Below are 20,384 nucleotides of genomic sequence, written 5' to 3' on the forward strand. Positions count from 1 at the left end.
TTTAAATGATTTTATAAAAACTTTATAAAGCAAAAAAACCCGTTTCAATTTCTTTACGGGTCTTTTTCTAGAATATCTAATTCTCTATTTTTTTACTGGTTTTGGAGGTGCAGGTGGAGGTGGAGGCGGTACTAAGTCATTTTTCGAAGTATGTGCTTCAGCTTGCAATTTAAACGTTAAAGGCATTCCATACCTTACGTTTATATTTTTTCCGTTATGCACTGCTGGTTTAAATTTAGGCAACAAAGACATTATCCTTTTTGCTTCTACAGCTAACAAACCGTTAGGATCGTTATTTTCATCTTTAGATCTAGTTTCTAAATTAGCAATATTACCATTTTTGTCTATTAAAAACTGTATAAAAATAGTTCCTTGAATATTTTTATTTGCTGCTTCATTTGGATACTTGAAATGCTTTTTAATATGAGTCTGCATTTCCTCATTAAAGCAACTCATTATCTCGTTTTTTGGTGTACTTTCACAAGTCAGAAATGAAGGTATTTCATCAACAGCTTCAAAAGGCAAATTCTCTTTTGCTTCTTTCTCTTTTTCTTGAGCAACTAATTCTATTGAAAAGAGCATAAAAAAGACTACAATTAATAGCATAACTAATGAATACTTCAGTACTCTGATTTTTTTTGATTTTTGTAACATAACGATTCGTTTTTTGATTAATGATTGATTGAAAAAATTATTTGTAAATGCGATATTCTCTATTTGAAAAACTTGATTTATTATACTTTGATAATGCTTTGTTTTATTATGACTTACGGTTACTTCATCAGCTTCAGAATCATGCACTTCGGTTATTTTTTTTTGATAAAAGTGGAGCAACGGATTGAACCAGAAAATAATTTTCATAACTTCAAGCAGAAGTAAATCGACAGAATGTTTCTTTTCTTTATGCACTAATTCATGTTTTAGAATAATCTCAAAATCTTTAATTTGATCACCAATGAATATATAATTCAGAAAAGAAAAAGCATCACTTGAATCTTTTAATCTAAACAAGATTAATCCATTAAAATTTTCTTTCATTGAAGTTTTAAGCAATTTCACAATCTTCATTAATTTAAAAATGAAATAAACAAAGAAAACAATTACACCGATCAAATATAGAATTGCAATGAGATTACCCTGAAAGAAAGACTTATTTGTAATTTCTTTCATACCAACTTTCAAATTTGAATTAACTACAACTTCATTTAAAACAACTAATTGTTGTTCTGGATTTTCTAATGAAACTTTCAATAAAGGCAACAGTAAAGAAACTATCAGACAGAACAACAAGTACATTCTATTCCATCTAAAAAAGGTTTCATTCTTTAATACTAGCTGATAAATTATTAAAAAACCAACTTGAAGAATGATCGTTAAAAAACTATACTGTATAAACTCACTCATCTTTTCCGCTTTTAATTTCTTTCAATAATGCCTCTACATCTTTAATATCAACATCATTCCTTTTCATAAAGAACGACACCATATTCTTAAATGATCCTTGAAAATAACCATCCATTAATTTATTTAATGAAGAATTAGAGTATTCCGATTTCTTAACTATAGGAAAATAAATATACTCTTTACCTTCTTGTCTGTGGGAAACAAATTCTTTTGTTTCTAAAATTCTTATTATAGTTGATACAGTATTATATGCAGGTTTTGGTTCTGGAAGTTGTTTTATAATATCTTTCACATTACCTTCATTCAGTTCCCATAAAACTTGCATTAACTCCTCTTCTGCTTTTGTTAATTGTTTTGTCATTTTTCAACTAATCTTTTAGTTTAAACTTTATTTTATACCTTTATCCTTAATAAAATAACTATGGAATATTTTCTTTTAATCTCAGGTTTTTGCTTAATGTTAGTTGGTGTTTTTGGAAGTTTCCTACCTATCTTACCAGGACCACCAATAAGTTGGGTTGGATTATTATTCCTTTATTTAATTCCTGAAATAGAAAACAACTATTGGATTTTAGGAATCACATTAATAATTGCAATTACTGTTACTCTATTAGACTATATTATTCCTGCTAAGGGCACTAAAAAGTTTGGAGGTAGCAAATATGGAATTTGGGGAACAAATATTGGATTAATCATTGGAATCATTGCACCAATACCATTTGGTTTTATAATAGGGCCTTTTCTAGGTGCATTTATAGGGGAAATGATTTACGACAAAAAAGACCACAACAGAGCTTTAAAAGCTGCTACTGGGTCTTTTCTTGGTTTTCTTGCAGGAACATTTATGAAATTTCTTATTTCAATTATTTACTTAGGCCTTTTTCTAGCAATTACTTGGGACAATTGGAAGGTTTGGTTTTAGGAAGTAGTATACTTTTTAAACTTATTTAACCTCACTAAATCTATTAACTGAAATACAGTATCTAAATCACCTTTATGTAGTGCAATTTTTATTCGTTCTTCTTTACAGCACAACACAGCATGCATTTTCTTTATTTTCATTTTGTAGAACAATAAATAGCATAATCCTACTACATAGGCAATCATTATGTAACCTGATATATAAACTGGCGAAAAAACAATTAGAAATGCAAACAAATACAATAGCAGAATATATTTTATGAAACTATTTTTTTTTGTTTTTAAGACAACAGAATCAATTTCATCATATTCAACAATAAGACGTTTCTTTCCTTTTACTACTAGTTTATTATCTATTAACTGTAAACTCATGGCTAAATTTTTTAAATGGGTGCTCCATAAAAGTAAAAAGAAATGTTAAATAAATTTTACACTAAAAGTAGACATTTTGTTAAAGTTCTGACATAGAACAGAAAAAGCTTTTCTAACAACTATCTTTTGAATTTTAATCAGCTGGTTGCTGCTGAGTAACACAGTGTACCATTCCACCATATTCATATAAATTTCTAACATCAATACCGATTACTGTTCTATTCGGAAACTGCGATTGTATTATTGCATTTGCAACAACATCATTTAAATCATCATAATTAGGAACCAAGACTACATTATTTGCAATATAAAAATTCACATATGAACCCTTATAACCCAAATTTTTACCATAAGTAGTAACAACATTAGACTGAGTTAATGGTAATTGCACAATAGTATAGGCATCACCATATTTATTTTTAGCAGCATACAAAGCATCAATGTCAACTTGAGGCACTTCCCATTCTAACAAATCAGTTTTACTCATAGTCATTAAAGTATTTTGATTAACGAACTTTGCAAAACCATCAATATGCATATCTGTAATTTCCAACCCTGGAACACCATTTAACCAAATAAAATTTGTTACACCATAATATTTAATCAAAATACGTTCCGCTTGATTTACTGACATATCAGGATTTCTATTCGCATTTAAAATCGCACTTTTTGTAGCTAATAAAGTACCGTTTCCATCAATTTCTACAGCTCCACCTTCAATTATCATTAAATTATTCAGGTCTAAAACTGGTTTCCCCTGATCTAATCCAATTTTTTTGGGCACTTCATTACAGTTTGAGAAATTAAATTTATTTCCCCAACCATTAAATCCCCAATCTTCAACTACAAGACTTCCATTTTTATCTCTAACATAAATAGGACCTCCGTCTCTCGACCATACATCATCGGTTTTTAAAACTTTTACATCAACATTAATCATATTAACACCTGCATTATTCAAAAGTCCTAAAATTCGATTTTTTTCTACAATATCATAAGCAGCAATATGCACTTTTTCACCACTCACTAAAGCGTTAGTCATTTCAAGCCAAGTTGCATCTAAGCTATTTCTATAAGCAACTCCAAATTGATATTGATGTGGCCAGTACAACCATGTTCCTTCATGCGTTTCACTTTCCTCAGGCATTGTATATTCAATTAATACAGGCACATTATCTGAAACTTCATCATTATCATCTAAATTACAAGCATAAAAACTTACCATAATTAGCACTAAAATTAAATTCATTTTTTTCATTTTTAATACATTTCTATTAAACAAACATTTCTATTTTGACACCGTAAAACTAGATAGAGATGCTAATTACACGAAATAAAATCCACCAAAGTCAATATTTTGGGACTGAAAAGTTGTTTCTAATTCTGCTTTTATACTTAGTAATCAATAACTTTACATTTTACAGAACCATGAAACGTTTTATTTATCATATTCTATTTTGGATTTTTATTTTCCTATTCATACTCGACTATTTCGTTCATGAATACAACACTATTGACGCATTAAATTTAACCATTACTGAATGTACTATATATGCAATCATTAGCTATACAAATCTACATTTTCTAATTAATCGTTTCCTAGTCAAGAAAAAACTATGGCTATACGGGATTAGCATTTTGGTGTTTCTTTTCATTCTTTTTATCCCCTATCACTATTTAGGACTTGGTAAAATTCTTCTTTACGATAAAGAGATTGAAACGTTTGTGTCCTTTTCTTTGAACTATATTATGTTTATTCTAATTTCATTTTTATATTGGTATGTTTTATTATATCAAAAAGAGAAACATAAAACTCTCGAACTTGAAAACACAAAACTCCAATCTGAAATTACAATCCTTAAATCACAGATAAATCCACATTTTCTTTTTAATTCTTTAAATAATATTTATTCGCTTACCTTAAATAAAAAAAGTGAAGAAGCATTAAAAACAATTGAAATTCTCTCAAAAATTCTTCGCTACTTTATTTATACAGACACCAACAAACCAACCTCAATTCAGAATGAAATTGAAATCATTAAACAATATATTACCTTTAATAGCATTAAAAAAAATACGGAAAGAGTCACGCTCAACATAAACAATACAGTAGACTATAACAAATATGAAATAATACCACATATTTTAATCACAATTATAGAAAATGGTTTTAAGCATAGTGACATTGCAAACAATAAAGATGGTTTTTTAAATTTCAATATAAATATCATTGAAACTACTTTATATATAAACTCCAGAAATACGTTTAGTCCAAAGGAAACAAAACCAGGAATTGGAATGACTATTATTAAAAAACAATTGGATTATTTCTATAAGGACAATTACACTTTAAGCATTAATGATGAAAATTTTCAATATTCATTAGCATTAACAATAAATCTTACAAAGTGAAAACATATACCTGCTTAATTATTGAAGACGAACCTTTAGCTCAAGAACTAATTGAAAATCACCTTTCGCACTTTCCAAACATTCAAATAATTGAAAAATTTGAAAACGGAATTGAAGCGTTAACTTATCTAAGCACAAATGAAATTGATATTCTATTCCTAGATATTGAAATGCCAAGTTTAAATGGAATTAACCTGTTAAAATCACTAAAGAAACAACCTTTAACCATATTCACAACAGCATATTCAGAATATGCATTAGAAAGCTACAACCACAATGTAATTGATTACTTATTAAAACCAATTACATTCAATAGATTTTGCATTGCAATAAATAAAGTTTTAAAAATTCTAAACAAAGAAACAAGCTCTAGCAAGAATGAATACCCAGAATTTATCTTTGTTAAATCCGATTTCAAGGCTGTAAAAATCACACTTGACGATGTTCTATATATTGAAGGTATGCAGAAGTATATTAAAATACACCACATAAACGGCTACACCACTACATTAATGAGCTTATCTAAAATCATTCAAATATTGAATCCAACAATTTTTATGAGATGTCAAAAATCCTTCATCATCAACATTACAAAAATAAACAGTATTGAAGGTAATTTTGCCCGTATCGAAAATAATTTCAGAATTCCACTCAATAAAGATTCTAAATTAGAATTGATTAAAAAAATTGATCCCGACAAATTATTGCAATAACAAAAAAAGCACCTCATTTCTGAAGTGCTTTCTTATTAAGTAGCGGTCTGGACGGGACTCGAACCCGCGACCCCCTGCGTGACAGGCAGGTATTCTAACCAGCTGAACTACCAGACCTACTTAGTTTTATTCTGGGTGCAAATGTAAACAAAAAAGTTATACCTACACCATCTTTTTTTATTTATTTTTCAAAAAATAATCTAGTCATTTTTTAATCAAAAAAGCCATCCACATTCTGAAATATTAATTCAGAATAAATGGAAAGCTTTTCATTGGTCTAACTACTAAACCTGCTACGAGTTACAAAGTCGTAGCGTAAACAACACAACTATTTTAGATACTTTTAGGGGGCAAAAAAGCACCTCATTTCTGAAGTGCTTCCCCAATTTAGCGGTCTGGACGGGACTCGAACCCGCGACCCCCTGCGTGACAGGCAGGTATTCTAACCAGCTGAACTACCAGACCATTGCTTGATTGCGGTGCAAATATACAACGCTTTTTCATTTCTCCAAATGTTTTCTATAAAAAAACATGAATTATTTTTCATAATTTAAACAAATCTCTGTTTCTCAACTAAATAAGTAGTAATTATTTTTTCAAAATTTTCTCCTACTGAAACAGGAACGTACTGAATTCTATATTTCAAACAAGTATTTTCTATTTCTTTAAAATAACTTTGTACTTGTTTTTCATATTCTTCTTTGATAGTATCTGCAAATAAATGAACTGTTTCCCCAGTTTCAACATCTATAAATTTCTTAGGAGAATTATCAAAATCAAAAGCCAACTCAGTCTTTTCATCATAAACATGAAAAACTACGACTTTATGTTTATTGTGCTTTAAATGCTGCAAAGCCTTGAATATTTTTTCTTCATCTCCCTTTTGAAACATATCAGTAAAAAGAACAACCATGGATCTCCTGTGAATATTCTCAGCTATTTGATGTAAAAAAGAAACAGTATCTGTAGTTTTAATATTCTTTGTCTTTTCTAGGGTACTCTCTAACTTATCTAACAACATTCTATGATGTCGATCACTACCTTTCTCTGGCGAATAATACTCGTATTCCTCTGAATAAATACTTAACCCTACAGCGTCACGTTGTTTTTTAAGCAAATTCATTAAAACAGCAGAAGCAAGTACAGAAAAACCGATTTTACTCTTGTAAAACTCTTGATTTTGCTTTAAAACCGGATAATGCATCGAAGATGAATTATCAATGATTAAATGACAACGTAAATTCGTTTCCTCTTCATAACGCTTTGTATAAAGTCGATCCGTTTTTGCAAACAACTTCCAATCGATATGTTTGGTACTTTCTCCTGGGTTATAAATCTTATGCTCTGCAAATTCTGCCGAAAATCCATGAAACGGACTTTTATGCATTCCAGAAATAAAACCTTCAACAACTTGATTTGCTAAAAGCTCTAAATTTTTAAAACTCGATATTTTTTCTAATTGACTTTCAATCTTCATAACTCAAATATACTGAGATAAATCCTTTTAACACAAAAAAAGGCCTAACATTCGTTAGACCTTTTATATTTATTTTTTCAACTACTATAGCAATGCATCAATTGCATCTGTATATGTTTTTTTAGGAGCCACTCCAACTTGACGACCCACTACTTCTCCATTTTGAAAAATTAATACTGTAGGAATGTTTCTTACACCATATTTTGCAGCAAATTCTTGATTCGCATCTACATCTACTTTACCTACAACTGCTTTACCATCATATTCTGTAGCTACCTCATCGATAACTGGCCCAACCATTCTACATGGTCCACACCAAGCTGCCCAAAAATCTACTACTACTGGTTTATCTGATTTCAATACTACTTCATCAAAAGTAGCATCTGTTATTGCTAATGCCATATTTTTTAATTATTTATTTTTTAATTACAACGAACAAATTTAATCAAATATTTGAAATTGAGCACGCTGTTTAAATTAGTTTTACTTATAGAGCTATATTAAAAACTGATTTATAAAGATTTTAACACAGAAAGCAACAAGTCTCCTTTTAGTCTTTTTGAATAATCTGGATTGATATATAAAAATTCTATTTCTTGATTTTCATTCACAACATACACTGTAGGAACTGGCAACCAAGTAGTATTTTTACCAACAGAATATTTCCCTAACATATCCGCATACTTCACTGGCGTTGAAAAAGCAATTCCAACTGCTTTAGAAAATTGCCCTTCACTGTCTGAAAACAATTTATATGCTAATTTATCTTTTCCTTCCGTTTCTTTTAAAAACTCAGGAGCATCTGGGCTTATAGCTACAATTTGATACCCTAGCCCAACAATATCCGACTCTATAGCTTGCATATCTGACAATTGCGCATTACAATAAGGACACCAACCTCCACGATAAACCACAACAACCGTTTTCTTAGAAAAAAGCAAGTTCGTGTCTTCCGCTTTACCATTTAAACCAACTAATTTTACATTTGGTATTTTCTCTCCAATTAATAAAGGAGCAATGTTTTCTGGAACATCAGCAACCTGAGCATTACCTAGAAACGAAAAACTAACTAATAAAATCGCAATTATTCTCTTCATGTTTACTTGTATTTTTGAGAACAAATTTACTTTAACCCCTATAAACTAAATGTTAAGTAGCTAACATTAATTCAATTTAAAATTAATTTGCATGGCTTCCAATTCTTGTAGCAATTCATTTGAGATTTTTACTTTAATTTTTCTGCTTGGCATTACCAATTTAGTCACCACTTTCACTTCTTCAACTTCTGTAATTGTTGGAGCAATTTCGACCTCTTGAATAACTTCCTCCATTTCAGATTCATCACTCACATCAATAATTTCATTTGCAACCACTTCAACCACTTGTCTTTTCACCATCTCTAATTCCATAACCTCAATAGATATTGGATTATCACCTACTTCTCTTTTAAACAACTCAAATAAAGCCTGAATCAAGCTCTCATGTAATTCCGCAATATTAATTTGAAGAATTAACTTTTTAGCAAAAGTTGTCAACACATCTTGCAAGTACTGAATACCAACAAACTGAATTCTAGGATCTCCTTTTTTTCCTTCTGCATTTGTCCAGCCCTCTTTTACAGACAACTTCATAAATGTGAAATTATTCTGAATTAAAAAATGTCTGTATTTTAAATATTCCTCTCCGAAGATTCTAAATTCATAACTTTCGTCATACCCTTCCAAAGTGAACATTCCCCAGCCTTTTCCATTCTTTGCTACACGATGCTCTACTCTTGTAATAATACCGCCAATACTAACACTCTTACTAACTAAACTACTTAATTCTTTCAGCTGTTCTAATTTCGTATTACAAAAATACTTCATCTCATATTTATAATCGTCAAGCGGATGACCTGAAATATAAATACCCACAACATCTTTCTCCTGAGCCAATTTCTCCATAGTATTCCACTCTTCACAAGGTGGAACAACAGGCTCTGGAATTTGAACTTCTGAAGCATCTCCAAAAAGACTTACTTGTGAAGAGTTCTCATTTTCTTGAAATTTAGCCCCATATTTTATTGCTTTCTCGTAGAATGTAATTCCATCTCCTTCATCATGAAAATATTGTGCTCTATGCGTCTCTTCAAAACAATCAAAACCACCTGCTAAAGCTAAATTCTCAAATGCTTTTTTATTAGCAGCACGCAAATCAATACGTTTTGCTAAGTCAAATATTGATTTATAATTTCCGTCTTTTCTGTTTTCAACAATTGTATTTACTGCTCCTTCTCCAACACCTTTAATTGCACCCATTCCGAAACGAACCGCATAATTTTCATTAACCGTAAACTTATAGAAAGATTCATTCACATCTGGCCCCAAAACATCTAATCCCATTCGTTTACATTCCTCCATAAAAAACGACACTTGTTTAATATCGTTCATATTATTAGAAAGTACCGCAGCCATATATTCTGCAGGATAATGCGCTTTTAAGTAGGCTGTTTGATAAGCAATCCATGCATAACAAGTAGAGTGGGATTTATTAAATGCATAACTTGCGAAGGCTTCCCAGTCTTTCCAAATTTTTTCTAGAACCGTTGCGTCGTGCCCTTTAGCAGAAGCTTGTTCCACAAATTTAGGCTTCATCTTATCTAAGACATCTTTTTGTTTTTTACCCATCGCTTTACGCAAGACATCGGCTTCACCTTTTGTAAAATCAGCCAATGACTGAGACAAAAGCATCACCTGCTCTTGATAAACCGTAATTCCGTAAGTTTCACCTAAATACTCCTCGCAAGCCTCTAAATCGTATTTTATTTCTTCTTCACCATTTTTTCTTCGAACAAAAGAAGGAATATACTCCAATGGACCAGGACGATACAAAGCATTCATTGCAATTAAATCCCCAAAAACCGTAGGTTTCAAGTCTTTCATGTACTTTTGCATTCCAGGAGACTCATATTGAAATATACCTACAGTCTCTCCTCTCTGGAACAATTCATAAGTTTTCTCATCATCTATCGGAAAACTATCTGGATCCAAGTCGATATTTAATCGATATTTCACTAGCTTAACAGTATCCTTAATCAACGTTAGGGTCTTCAGACCCAAGAAGTCCATTTTCAACAACCCTGCACTTTCTGCAACAGAGTTATCGAATTGAGTAACATATAAATCAGAATCTTTCGCTGTCGTTACAGGTACGAAATTGGTAATATCTGAAGGGGTTATAATTACACCACAAGCATGAATACCCGTGTTTCGCATAGATCCTTCTAATATTTTTGCCTGCTGAATTGTTTCACCTGCCAAATCTCCACCATTAGCAATAGCAATTAATTCTTTTACTTTATCAAATTCGTCGGAACGCAATGCTTTTTTAACATCATCCTCTTTTTCCGAAATAAAACGAGCCAAATTCCATTTAGAAGGCATCATTCCAGGAATTAATTTCGCAATTCTATCGGCTTCAAACAACGGTAAATCTAACACACGTGCTGTATCACGAATTGCAGATTTGGTTGCCATCTTACCATAAGTAATAATTTGCGCTACCTGATTAGCTCCATATTTATTGATAACATAATCCATTACACGACCACGACCTTCATCATCAAAATCGATATCAATATCAGGCATAGATACACGATCAGGATTTAAGAAACGCTCAAAAAGCAAATCATACTTAATTGGATCAATATTTGTAACTCCTAAACAATAAGCAACCGCTGAACCAGCAGCAGAACCACGACCTGGACCAACAGAAACATCCATTTTTCGAGCTTCTGCAATAAAATCTTGAACAATTAAGAAATAACCTGGATATCCAGAGTTAGAAATTGTCAATAACTCAAAATCTAGTCGCTCTTGAATTGAAGGAGTGATTTCTCCATATCTCTTTTTAGCACCTTCAATCGTTAAATGCCTTAAATACGCATTTTCACCTCTAACACCTCCATCAGCCTCATCCTTTGAATCAACAAACTCTTCAGGAATATCATATTTAGGAAGTAAAACATCTCGATAAAGCGAATAAATTTCAACCTTATCTACTATTTCTTGAATATTTATAACAGCATCAGGAAGATCAGCAAAAAGTTTTTTCATCTCTTCTTGCGATTTATAATAATATTCCTGATTTGGCAAACCGTATCGATAACCACGACCACGACCAATTGGCGTAGCTTGTTTTTCCCCATCTTTAACACACAATAAAATATCGTGTGCATTCGCATCTTCTTTATTTACATAATACGTATTATTAGATGCTATTAATTTTACATTATGTTTTTGAGAAAACTCAATCAATGTTTTATTAACTCGATTTTCATCTTCTTGGTTGTGTCGCATAATTTCTAGATAGAAATCGTCCTGAAACTGCTCTTTCCACCAAATTAAGGCTTCTTCAGCTTGATGCTCACCAATGTTTAGAATTTTACTCGGAATTTCCCCGTATAAATTCCCAGAAAGCACCATTATATCTTCCTTATATTGCTCTACAATCTTTTTATCAATTCTTGGTACATAGTAAAAACCATCTGTATAAGCTAAAGATGACATCTTCGCTAAGTTGTGATACCCCTTTTTATTCTTAGCCAACAAAACAACTTGATAACCATTGTCTTTCTTTGTTTTATCTTTATGATTTTCACAAATATTAAATTCACAACCAACAATAGGTTTTATCTCCGTGTCCGTAGGTTCTTCTCCTGCTTCAATTGCCGCTTCATTTTTTGCTTTTACTGCTTTGTTATGATTCATTACAGCACTAACAAAATGGAAAGCCCCCATCATGTTCCCAGTATCAGTCATTGCAACAGCGGGCATTTTCCATTTTGCTGTAGCAGAAACGATAGCTGGAACACCAATAGTTGATTGCAAAACAGAAAACTGTGTGTGATTATGAAGATGCGCAAACTTAGCTTCCGAGAAATCTCTCTTATCCGATTCGGAAATTGTAGTTTGGGTATTTTCGTGTTCAATTTTTTGTAGTTTCTGTCTAATTTTATCAGAAGCTGACTTCAAATTGATATGCTTCAATCCTATAAGCTGAATTTCTTTAGGATTATTCTCTTTAAACTTAACAAAATAATCAGGTGTAACATCTAATTGCTCTTTTGTAAAAACCTGACGATTAATTAACTCTAAAAAACAACGAGTAGTTGCCTCAACATCGGCAGTAGCATTATGCGCTTCCGAAAAAGGCTTATTAAACAAATATTGATGTAACTCTGTTAATGTAGGTAATTTAAACCTTCCTCCTCTACCTCCTGGCAATTTTAATAATTCTGCAGTTACCTCGGTACAAGTGTCCAAAACAGGCATATTTGCCATGTCTGACCCCACATTCATACGATGAAATTCACACCCCATAATGTTAACATCAAACGCTACATTTTGACCGACCACATACTTCGCTTTAGACAAAGCAATATTAAATTTTTCTAAAACCTCTAACAAAGAAATACCTTGTTCTGCTGCTAGTTCTGTAGAAATACCATGAATACGTTCCGCATCATAAGGGATATTAAATCCTTCTGGCTTCACCAAATAATCTTGATGCTCTACCAAATTCCCCATTTCATCATGCAATTGCCAAGCAATCTGAATACAACGCGGCCAGTTATCTGTGTCAGTTATTGGAGCGGACCAACTACGAGGCAATCCGGTGGTTTCTGTATCAAAAATTAAGTACATCTATCTAAAATTAGGTAAAAAACAAAGATACTGTTTAAAAAAATTTGACACAATTTTAGTTGTTAACAGGAATCTGATTTTTAACATGTGTTACAGGAAAACTATAATCGATGTTAAACCGAAAATTTTAATATTATGTGCAATTATTTTTTATTTTATTTGTGTGACAAAATTTACAAACATGAAAAAAATAATTTTTATTTGCGCTTTGAGTGTATCATTCTTAATTCAAGCCAACACAAAGGAAATTTCTGAAATCGAAGAGACAAATTTCACAATAACAAAAATTAAAGCAATTGACCCAGAGGTTGATGTATGGGCCTTTAGATGCAAATCTGGAACATATAATGTACCCGTACCTGCAGGAACAGATTTCATGACAGTATTAGCAATGGTAAATGATTATTGCAATAGAGTCGATAATAAATAAGCGCTAACTAAGTCATTATTACACTTCAGCTCTCTTGACTTTTAAGAGGGCTGAAAATTATATTTTAAAATGAAAAAACTTTTTATACTTCTCTTATTTAATTGCATTTGTTTTGCGCAGAACAAACAAGGAATCGTTAATTACGGCTTCATCAAAAGTCTCTTTTATGGAAATAAATCTGAAGAAGAATTTAATGCATTGTTAAAATTTGACCCTAAACAATCTTATTTTGTAACTGAAAAAGATTCTTTAGAAAACCCTAACCAAGAAATAGAGCAATACAAAATTATTGAAATAAAAAGAGACAACGGCCAATCTGAAAAAAAAGGAATTATAAACATATCCTCATCAACTAATGACGCTGGCAATCAGGTCTATTTCAATAGAGCAAAAGATTCTATTTGGTCATACATTAAAAACATGAAAGGCATGTATGTGGCTGAAAAAAATACTGGATTTAATTGGAAATTAGAGAAAGGACAAAAAGAAATCGGCTCATATACTTGCAACAAAGCTACAACCACCTACAAAGGCAGAACCTATACAGCATGGTATACATTAGAAATACCACTATCTTATGGGCCTTGGAAGTTTAATGGACTCCCTGGTCTAATTCTAGAAGCATACGATACTGAATACAAAATATATTATTTTTTCAAAAACATAGAATATCCTTTAAAAAAAGAAATAAAGATTGATTTTATAAAAGAATCAATTGAGGAACCATTTATTAAATGGTATAGCTACAAACAGTACCTTACTGAAGCTAATTCATCATTAGAAAATGCTTACGAAACTATGCTTATAATGTTTAAAGAAAAAGGCTGGACACATAAGCCTATAATGCCAAACATAGAACAACAGAGAATAGAAATTGCAGAATAAATCATGAAACAAACAGCTATTCGAATTCTTTTTTTATTTTTCACCACTTTGTTGAACGCACAAGAAAAACAAGGCATTATCAATTATGGTTATATAAAAAGTTTACATATTGGTAATAAAAACGGAGATGAATTCAATGCTCAATTACTATTCAACAATAATCAGTCTTACTTTGTTACCGAAAAAGACTCATTAGAAACAAACTTCAATCATAATGAACAGATTCAAACCAACCAACTAGGAAGTGAAGAAAACAGTACTAATGAGATTAAAACAATTGGTAATTCTTCCTTTCTAACCACACACACTGGTAGTCAAGTTTTCTATGACAGGAAAAAAGACAGTATTTGGTCATTTTTAAGAAATCCTAAAAGCATGTATATAGCTGAAAAAAAACCAGGTATAAAATGGATTTTCACAAAAGAGACAAAAAAAATAGGAACACTAGTATGTCATAACGCAACAACCAACTTTAGAGGAAGGCAATACACTGTTTGGTATACTCCAGAAATACCACTACCCTATGGGCCTTGGAAATTCACTGGTTTACCTGGATTAGTCTTAGAAGCTTATGATGCAGATTTTTTTGTTTACTTTTACTTCAAAAATATAGAGTATCCTTTAAAAAAAGAAATTAAAATTGATTTCATCAAAGAATCTCCTGATAGTGAGTTTTTAAAATGGCATACTTACGACGATTATCTTAAAATTGCTAAATTAGACATTGAATCCGATTTTGAAAAAATGCTAGTTGTAGCCAAAGACTTAGGGACTTTCACTCCGATTAAACCAGAAATGGATAAAAGATATATTGAAATTGCAGAATAAAAACATGAAACAAGCGCATTTACAATTACTGTTCTTACTACTTACATCACTATTAAATGCACAAGAAAAACAAGGGATCGTGAACTACGGCTATATTAAAAGTTTAATTTATGGTCAAAAACAAGGTGAAGAATATAAAGCGCAATTACTTTTTGACAGCAAGCATTCTTATTTTGTTACACAAAAAGACTCATTAGAAGACTCTGAAAACAACTTAGCTGTGCCAATCATTTCAGAAGCCAATGAAGAAGGCGGAACAAACGAATCTATAAATATCAGAGGCTCAAGGCTAATTACAAACTATGTAGGTAATCAGGTATATTTTGACAGAGAAAAAGACACCTTATGGTCTTACGTTATGGGAATGGGTAATATTTATATCAAAGAAAAAAAGCCTACTATCAATTGGACATTTGAAAAGGACACTAAAAAAATAGGTGTTTTTACCTGTAAAAAAGCTACAGCAACATTTAAAGGAAGAGACTATACTGTTTGGTACACTACAGCAATCCCAATTCCCTATGGTCCTTGGAAACTAAATGGATTGCCTGGACTGGTTTTAGAAGGTTACGATAGTGAATACAAAATTTACTTTTATTTTAAAAACATAGAATACCCATTAAAAAAGAAAATCAAAATCGACTTTATAAAACAAGATGTAGAAGAAAGATTTACTCAATGGTTTGGATATAAAACCTATTTAAAGCATGCAAAATATTTAATCGAAGAACAACATGAGCGATCTCTTATAATCGCAAAGAAGCACCCTAAATTCTTGCCAACAAAACAAAAAATCGAAGAATTAAGAATTGAAATTGCAGAATAAATGAGATACCTACTATTTTTCATCACTTCATTTTGTTTTTCACAACAATATCAAATATCTGGAAACATAAATAACAACAACAGAAGCATAGAAAACGCATCTGTTGTGATATATGATGCAACAGAAAACATTTTAGGCTACAGTTTTACAAATAATAATGGCTTTTACTCTATTTCTTTTGAAGGAAAAGAAATAAACGTTATAAACATAGAAGCTTCAAGCCTAGGACATCAAAAAAAAAGAATTCAAATTCCTTTAAGTCAAGACAGAACAATTAATCAATCGTTTTTATTAGAAGAAAAGATAGAAGAGCTGAACGAAGTAGTTTTAAAAACGGACCAAAAAATAAAAATAGAGAGCGACACCATTACTATTAAAACCAAATATTTTACCAATGATACCGAACAAACGGTTGAAGATGTTTTAAAACGAATTCCAGGGATAGATGTTGAAGAGGATGGAACAATTAAAGCGAATGGAAAAAGAATTGAGAAGCTTTTAGTTGAAGGAGACGATTTATTTGACCAAAACTACAAACTACTTTCTAAAAACCTAGACGGTAAAGTTTTAGATGCGGTGCAAATATTGAAAAATTTTGAAGACAACCCCATATTAAAACAACTTGGCAATTCTGAATCTGTCGCAATCAATCTAAAATTAAAGAAAGACAAATTAAATATATGGTTTGGAAACGTTACTTTAGGTTCTGGTATTGTTTCCGAAAACAGATGGAAAGAAAGTTTAAACATAGGCCTAATTCGTAAAAAAATAAAATTACTCTATCTCGCCGATTATAACAACTCAGGAACCAAAGCAAGCAGTCAAATATCAAGCAGTTTCACTTTCGGAAACACCTACCGACAAGATCGGTTTGAGAAAGAAGTACGTTCCGTTTTTAATTCTTACAGCGGAGAAAACACTACTTTTAGTGATTCGCAAAGTATTTTTAATGATGCTTTTTTCAACACTTTAGCGTTTAACACCAAATTAAAACCCAATCTTTCTTTACGAAGTGTTAGTTATTTTGCACTCGACGAGCAAATTCAAGATAGTTTTTCTACTACCGAATACAACATAGAACCAACTCCTATTTCATTAACAGAAGAAAAAAAATACAATTTACAAAACAAAAAAATTGGTGGAGAAATTGAGTTAAAATACAATGTAAATTCTAAGAACTACATTACAGCAAACATCATCTACAAAAACAATCCGAAAAGAATTAACGACAATGTTTTATTTAACAGCGACTTAGTTGATGTAGCATCAAAAAATAAAAATTACACATTTTACAATCATATTTACCATACTTTTAAAGTAGGCAGAAATAAAGTCATCAATAACTATTTTTATTTAGGCAAAGACAATCTAAAAGAACAAAACACTATTATTTCTCCATTTTTAAACGATTTCTTTAATGTTACCGAAAATAGTAACATTAAAGAAACGGCAACAAATTCTGTTTCCTATATTGGCTTTAAAAGCAAAATAATATCGAAGTACAAAAAAATTGAGCATGTAATTTCTGTACGACTTGAAAACAACAAAGAAAAAAATGAAAATAGTTTTCTTGTTGATAACAATTTCAATAACAACTATGCAAACAATATTACCTTAAAACAAAATATTTTCGGTTTAGAAAATGGTTTGAAATATGAAATTACAGATGATTTTGATTTTGACTCTAGGATTACGTATGACATTATTGATTATGAAACGGAAAATTTCTCGAAGAATTATCACATTTTAAACACTTCTAATTCTTTAATCTATAAATTTAAAAAAGTTGGCACATTCACAATATCACATAACCTCAACAACTCCTTACCCAACATTAACTTATTAACAGAAAACTATCAGCTTATAGACTACAGAAGTTTTTCAAAAGGAACTAGTGATATTAACCCTATAAAAAGCAATAGTTTTAGTTTTTCTCACAATCTTTTTAATACTAGAAAACGTTTTTCCACTACAACAAGCCTTTCCTACTCCAAATCAAACAATACTATCTCATCTGAAAGCAACATTACCAATAACTTTATTTTTGGAAATACTGTCATTATAAATGGTGGTGATAATTATCGCTTCAATTTTAATGTCGTAAACTATTTTAGAAAACTAAAATTAGCAACTAAACTAGAAACACAACAAACGTGGATGAATTCGCCTATAAAAGTAAACACAAATGAGTTTAGCACAATCAATACTTTATTAAGCACTTACAAACTATCTGGCACTACGTATTTTGAAGAGTCAATTAATTTCGATTTTGGAATTACTCAGAATCGCAGCTATAGCAACTTCAACAACAATAAAAGCACAAATAAGATTACAAAAGCAAATCTCTCAACAAATTATAAGTTTTCCGAAAGTTTTATCGCCGAATTAAAAAGTGATTTTTATTGGTTAGACAAAACATATTCCTTCGTTAACATCAATCTGAATTACAACCCAACTAAAAGCAGATTCTCCTATCGAGTTATCTTAAACAATTTATTAAACATTAATGAATTTAAAATCACCTCGTTAAACCAATACACAACAAATACGAGCAGCATCAGTTTAATTGAGCGATATATTCTACTAACAGCAAGGTATCGTTTTTAAAAAAGTGTATAAAAAGAAAGAGGCTGTCCAAAAAGGGCAGCTTTTTTTATACAGTCATTTTTAAGGTATTTTGTTTTGAGTAAAAAATAATAGCAAAATACTTTTGAGTTTCTTTAACGAAGTAAATTTTAGTTTTAACAAACGCTACATAAGTGTGAATTTTGGTTTTGAAAACAAATTTTGACAAGTCTACCTTGATTGCATTTATTTTTCTGAAGTTATGCCCAAGTGCCATTAGTAAAAACTCTAATGTTACTTTTTCTAATCCTTTCATTGTAAATCGGTTAAATTTATTATTGTTTTTTAGTTGACCAAATACGGCTTCTACTTCTATGGGACGTTTACTACGATACTCTAGTCCTTTTTCGCTCATTAGTAGGTTTCTTGCTTTTTCTTTTAATTCATTTAATCGATGATTGACGGATATTATTCTGTTCTCTTTTGCTTGATGGCATTGACTTCGAAAAGGGCAACCTTCGCATCTTTTGGTTTGATAATAAGTAATTTGTGATTCATAACCAGTACTTGTCTCACGTTTTCCTACTCCTATTTTTTGCATGATTTGACCCATTGGACAAACAAAAAAATCGTGTTCTTTGTTGTAAAATAAATTTTGAACAAGAAAAGGATTGTTTTTTATTTTTCTCTTTTGTTCTTGATGAAAATAGTAATATTTCACATAAGCATCTGCCTGTTTTTCTTCAAGCATTTCATAGTTTTCTTCACTTCCATAACCTGCATCGGCAACAATTTCTTTACTCTGTTTTTGATAGGCTTTTTCAAAACCCTCAAGATGAGAGCTTAAGGTTGTAGTATCATTTGTTGTTTGATGAATAGAGACATGTGTAATAAATTGATTTTCAGTAGATATTTGCGGATTATACGCAGGTTTTAATTGACCATTTCTCATATGATCTTCTTTCATTCGCATGAAAGTAGCTTCAGGATCTGTTTTACTATAGGAATTCCTGTTTCCCATTGTAGCTAAGTCTTTTTCATATTTTTCAAGCTTTGGAAGATGTTCTTCTTGTAGCTTTTGCAATTCTTTTGACTGCTTTTTGGTAGGTTCTTTGAGTTTTTTATTAAGAATAGAAAGCTTTTATTTAAACTTTCTGAGTCAATTGATTTTGGTAATTCTTCTGTGTTTAGTTCTTGATTATCAGATTGAATACTGTTTTCAATATCTGATAAAATGTAATTAATCTTATGCTCTAATTTTTCTTTATATTTTTCAACAGAACCTCTCCATACGAAAGTATATTTATTAGCTTTAGATTCTATCTTTGTACCATCAATATACTGAATATCAAGACTTACATATTTCATTTCAACCAACATTTTTACCACTTCTGCAAAAAGCGTTTGAATATGATTTTTTAAAATTTTACCTCGAAAATCGTTTATCGTTCTAAAATCTGGAGTAGAATTTCCAGAAATATACATAAAATGAATGTTTTCTTGAAGTGCTTTTGCTATTTTTCTACAAGAATAAACATTAGATAAATAGCTGTAAAACAATACTTTAATCATCATTCTTGGATGATATGCAGAAGTGCCTCCTCCTTTATATTTTTTTAATATTTCACTTATATCTAGTTGATTAACAACTTGTTCAACTAAACAAACTGGATGGTTTTGCGGTATTCTATTGAAAATGTTTATAGGAAATAATTCCGGAGAATTGCCTGACTGATTTTTAAAAACTATCTTAGCCATTGTGCATTTTTATCTCAACTCTAAGATAATAATTTTAGAGAAAAAATACAACAAAAAAAAGGCTGTCCTTACTTTTTGGACAGCCTCTTTGTTTTAAACTTATATAACA

The 20,384-nt window shown here is 30.8% G+C and carries 16 protein-coding genes, 2 tRNA genes and 1 pseudogene; 8 read left to right on the top strand and 11 right to left on the bottom strand.

The annotated features are described in order from the left end of the window. Positions 1 to 84 precede the first annotated feature (84 nt). Both L2Z92_RS04515 and L2Z92_RS04520 read right to left on the bottom strand, forming a co-directional pair. Positions 85 to 1,404, bottom strand: a complete 1,320-nt coding sequence (locus tag L2Z92_RS04515; RefSeq protein ID WP_236457653.1) for a M56 family metallopeptidase — start codon at positions 1,402 to 1,404, stop codon at positions 85 to 87. Next, on the bottom strand, positions 1,397 to 1,765 hold the full coding sequence (locus L2Z92_RS04520; RefSeq protein WP_236457654.1) for a BlaI/MecI/CopY family transcriptional regulator: 369 nt from the start codon (positions 1,763 to 1,765) through the stop codon (positions 1,397 to 1,399). The genes L2Z92_RS04515 and L2Z92_RS04520 overlap by 8 nt, the downstream gene beginning before the upstream one ends. A gap of 60 nt (positions 1,766 to 1,825) precedes the next feature. On the opposite strand from L2Z92_RS04520, the gene L2Z92_RS04525 reads away from it, so the two are divergent. Next, positions 1,826 to 2,326: a DUF456 domain-containing protein gene (locus tag L2Z92_RS04525; protein ID WP_236457655.1), complete on the top strand. Its 501-nt coding sequence runs from the start codon at positions 1,826 to 1,828 to the stop codon at positions 2,324 to 2,326. Here L2Z92_RS04525 and L2Z92_RS04530 read toward each other — a convergent pair. After that, on the bottom strand, positions 2,323 to 2,697 hold the full coding sequence (locus tag L2Z92_RS04530) for a hypothetical protein (RefSeq protein ID WP_236457656.1): 375 nt from the start codon (positions 2,695 to 2,697) through the stop codon (positions 2,323 to 2,325). The genes L2Z92_RS04525 and L2Z92_RS04530 overlap by 4 nt on opposite strands. A gap of 133 nt (positions 2,698 to 2,830) precedes the next feature. Continuing rightward, on the bottom strand, positions 2,831 to 3,946 hold the full coding sequence (locus L2Z92_RS04535; protein ID WP_236457657.1) for an agmatine deiminase family protein: 1,116 nt from the start codon (positions 3,944 to 3,946) through the stop codon (positions 2,831 to 2,833). 68 nt (positions 3,947 to 4,014) lie between these two features. Between L2Z92_RS04535 and L2Z92_RS04540 the strand changes: the two genes are divergently transcribed. After that, positions 4,015 to 5,109 (top strand): sensor histidine kinase, encoded by a 1,095-nt coding sequence (locus L2Z92_RS04540; RefSeq protein WP_236457658.1) that lies wholly within the window; start codon positions 4,015 to 4,017, stop codon positions 5,107 to 5,109. Continuing rightward, complete coding sequence (locus L2Z92_RS04545) at positions 5,106 to 5,822, top strand: LytR/AlgR family response regulator transcription factor (RefSeq protein ID WP_236457659.1); 717 nt, start codon at positions 5,106 to 5,108, stop codon at positions 5,820 to 5,822. Before L2Z92_RS04540 ends, L2Z92_RS04545 begins: the two co-directional genes overlap by 4 nt. A 43-nt stretch (positions 5,823 to 5,865) precedes the next feature. Here the strand turns inward: L2Z92_RS04545 and L2Z92_RS04550 are convergent. The 6 genes from L2Z92_RS04550 to dnaE all read right to left on the bottom strand — a co-directional run bounded on the left by L2Z92_RS04550 (position 5,866) and on the right by dnaE (position 12,983). Next, positions 5,866 to 5,939 (bottom strand) — tRNA-Asp (locus L2Z92_RS04550). 274 nt (positions 5,940 to 6,213) lie between these two features. Further along, positions 6,214 to 6,287, bottom strand: a tRNA-Asp gene (locus tag L2Z92_RS04555). Positions 6,288 to 6,372: 85 nt separating this feature from the next. Then, a complete protein-coding gene (locus L2Z92_RS04560; protein ID WP_236457660.1) occupies positions 6,373 to 7,299 on the bottom strand; it encodes a DUF58 domain-containing protein in 927 nt (308 codons plus the stop codon). Positions 7,300 to 7,383: 84 nt separating this feature from the next. Further along, positions 7,384 to 7,701: a thioredoxin gene (gene trxA, locus L2Z92_RS04565; protein WP_236457661.1), complete on the bottom strand. Its 318-nt coding sequence runs from the start codon at positions 7,699 to 7,701 to the stop codon at positions 7,384 to 7,386. A gap of 110 nt (positions 7,702 to 7,811) precedes the next feature. Next, positions 7,812 to 8,396: a peroxiredoxin-like family protein gene (locus L2Z92_RS04570; RefSeq protein WP_236457662.1), complete on the bottom strand. Its 585-nt coding sequence runs from the start codon at positions 8,394 to 8,396 to the stop codon at positions 7,812 to 7,814. Between the two features lie 66 nt (positions 8,397 to 8,462). Further along, complete coding sequence (gene dnaE, locus L2Z92_RS04575) at positions 8,463 to 12,983, bottom strand: DNA polymerase III subunit alpha (protein ID WP_236457663.1); 4,521 nt, start codon at positions 12,981 to 12,983, stop codon at positions 8,463 to 8,465. A 181-nt stretch (positions 12,984 to 13,164) separates the two neighbouring features. Between dnaE and L2Z92_RS04580 the strand changes: the two genes are divergently transcribed. From L2Z92_RS04580 to L2Z92_RS04600, 5 genes are all read left to right on the top strand, one after another. Continuing rightward, the gene (locus L2Z92_RS04580) at positions 13,165 to 13,413 is read left to right on the top strand and encodes a hypothetical protein (protein ID WP_236457664.1); all 249 of its coding nucleotides are present in this window, start codon (positions 13,165 to 13,167) and stop codon (positions 13,411 to 13,413) included. 69 nt (positions 13,414 to 13,482) lie between these two features. Beyond that, positions 13,483 to 14,298 carry a GLPGLI family protein gene (locus L2Z92_RS04585; protein WP_236457665.1) on the top strand — a complete coding sequence of 272 codons (816 nt, stop codon included), beginning with the start codon at positions 13,483 to 13,485 and terminating at the stop codon, positions 14,296 to 14,298. A 3-nt stretch (positions 14,299 to 14,301) separates the two neighbouring features. Continuing rightward, on the top strand, positions 14,302 to 15,126 hold the full coding sequence (locus tag L2Z92_RS04590) for a GLPGLI family protein (protein ID WP_236457666.1): 825 nt from the start codon (positions 14,302 to 14,304) through the stop codon (positions 15,124 to 15,126). A 4-nt stretch (positions 15,127 to 15,130) separates the two neighbouring features. After that, positions 15,131 to 15,952 carry a GLPGLI family protein gene (locus L2Z92_RS04595; protein ID WP_236457667.1) on the top strand — a complete coding sequence of 274 codons (822 nt, stop codon included), beginning with the start codon at positions 15,131 to 15,133 and terminating at the stop codon, positions 15,950 to 15,952. Further along, positions 15,953 to 18,559, top strand: coding sequence for a TonB-dependent receptor family protein (locus L2Z92_RS04600; protein WP_236457668.1), 2,607 nt, complete (start codon positions 15,953 to 15,955; stop codon positions 18,557 to 18,559). A gap of 46 nt (positions 18,560 to 18,605) precedes the next feature. On the opposite strand, the pseudogene L2Z92_RS21460 reads toward L2Z92_RS04600, so the two are convergent. Then, a pseudogene (locus tag L2Z92_RS21460) lies at positions 18,606 to 20,275 on the bottom strand (IS1182 family transposase). Positions 20,276 to 20,384: the final 109 nt, after the last annotated feature.

It is taken from the genome of Flavobacterium jumunjinense (assembly GCF_021650975.2).
Taxonomy (GTDB): domain Bacteria; phylum Bacteroidota; class Bacteroidia; order Flavobacteriales; family Flavobacteriaceae; genus Flavobacterium; species Flavobacterium jumunjinense.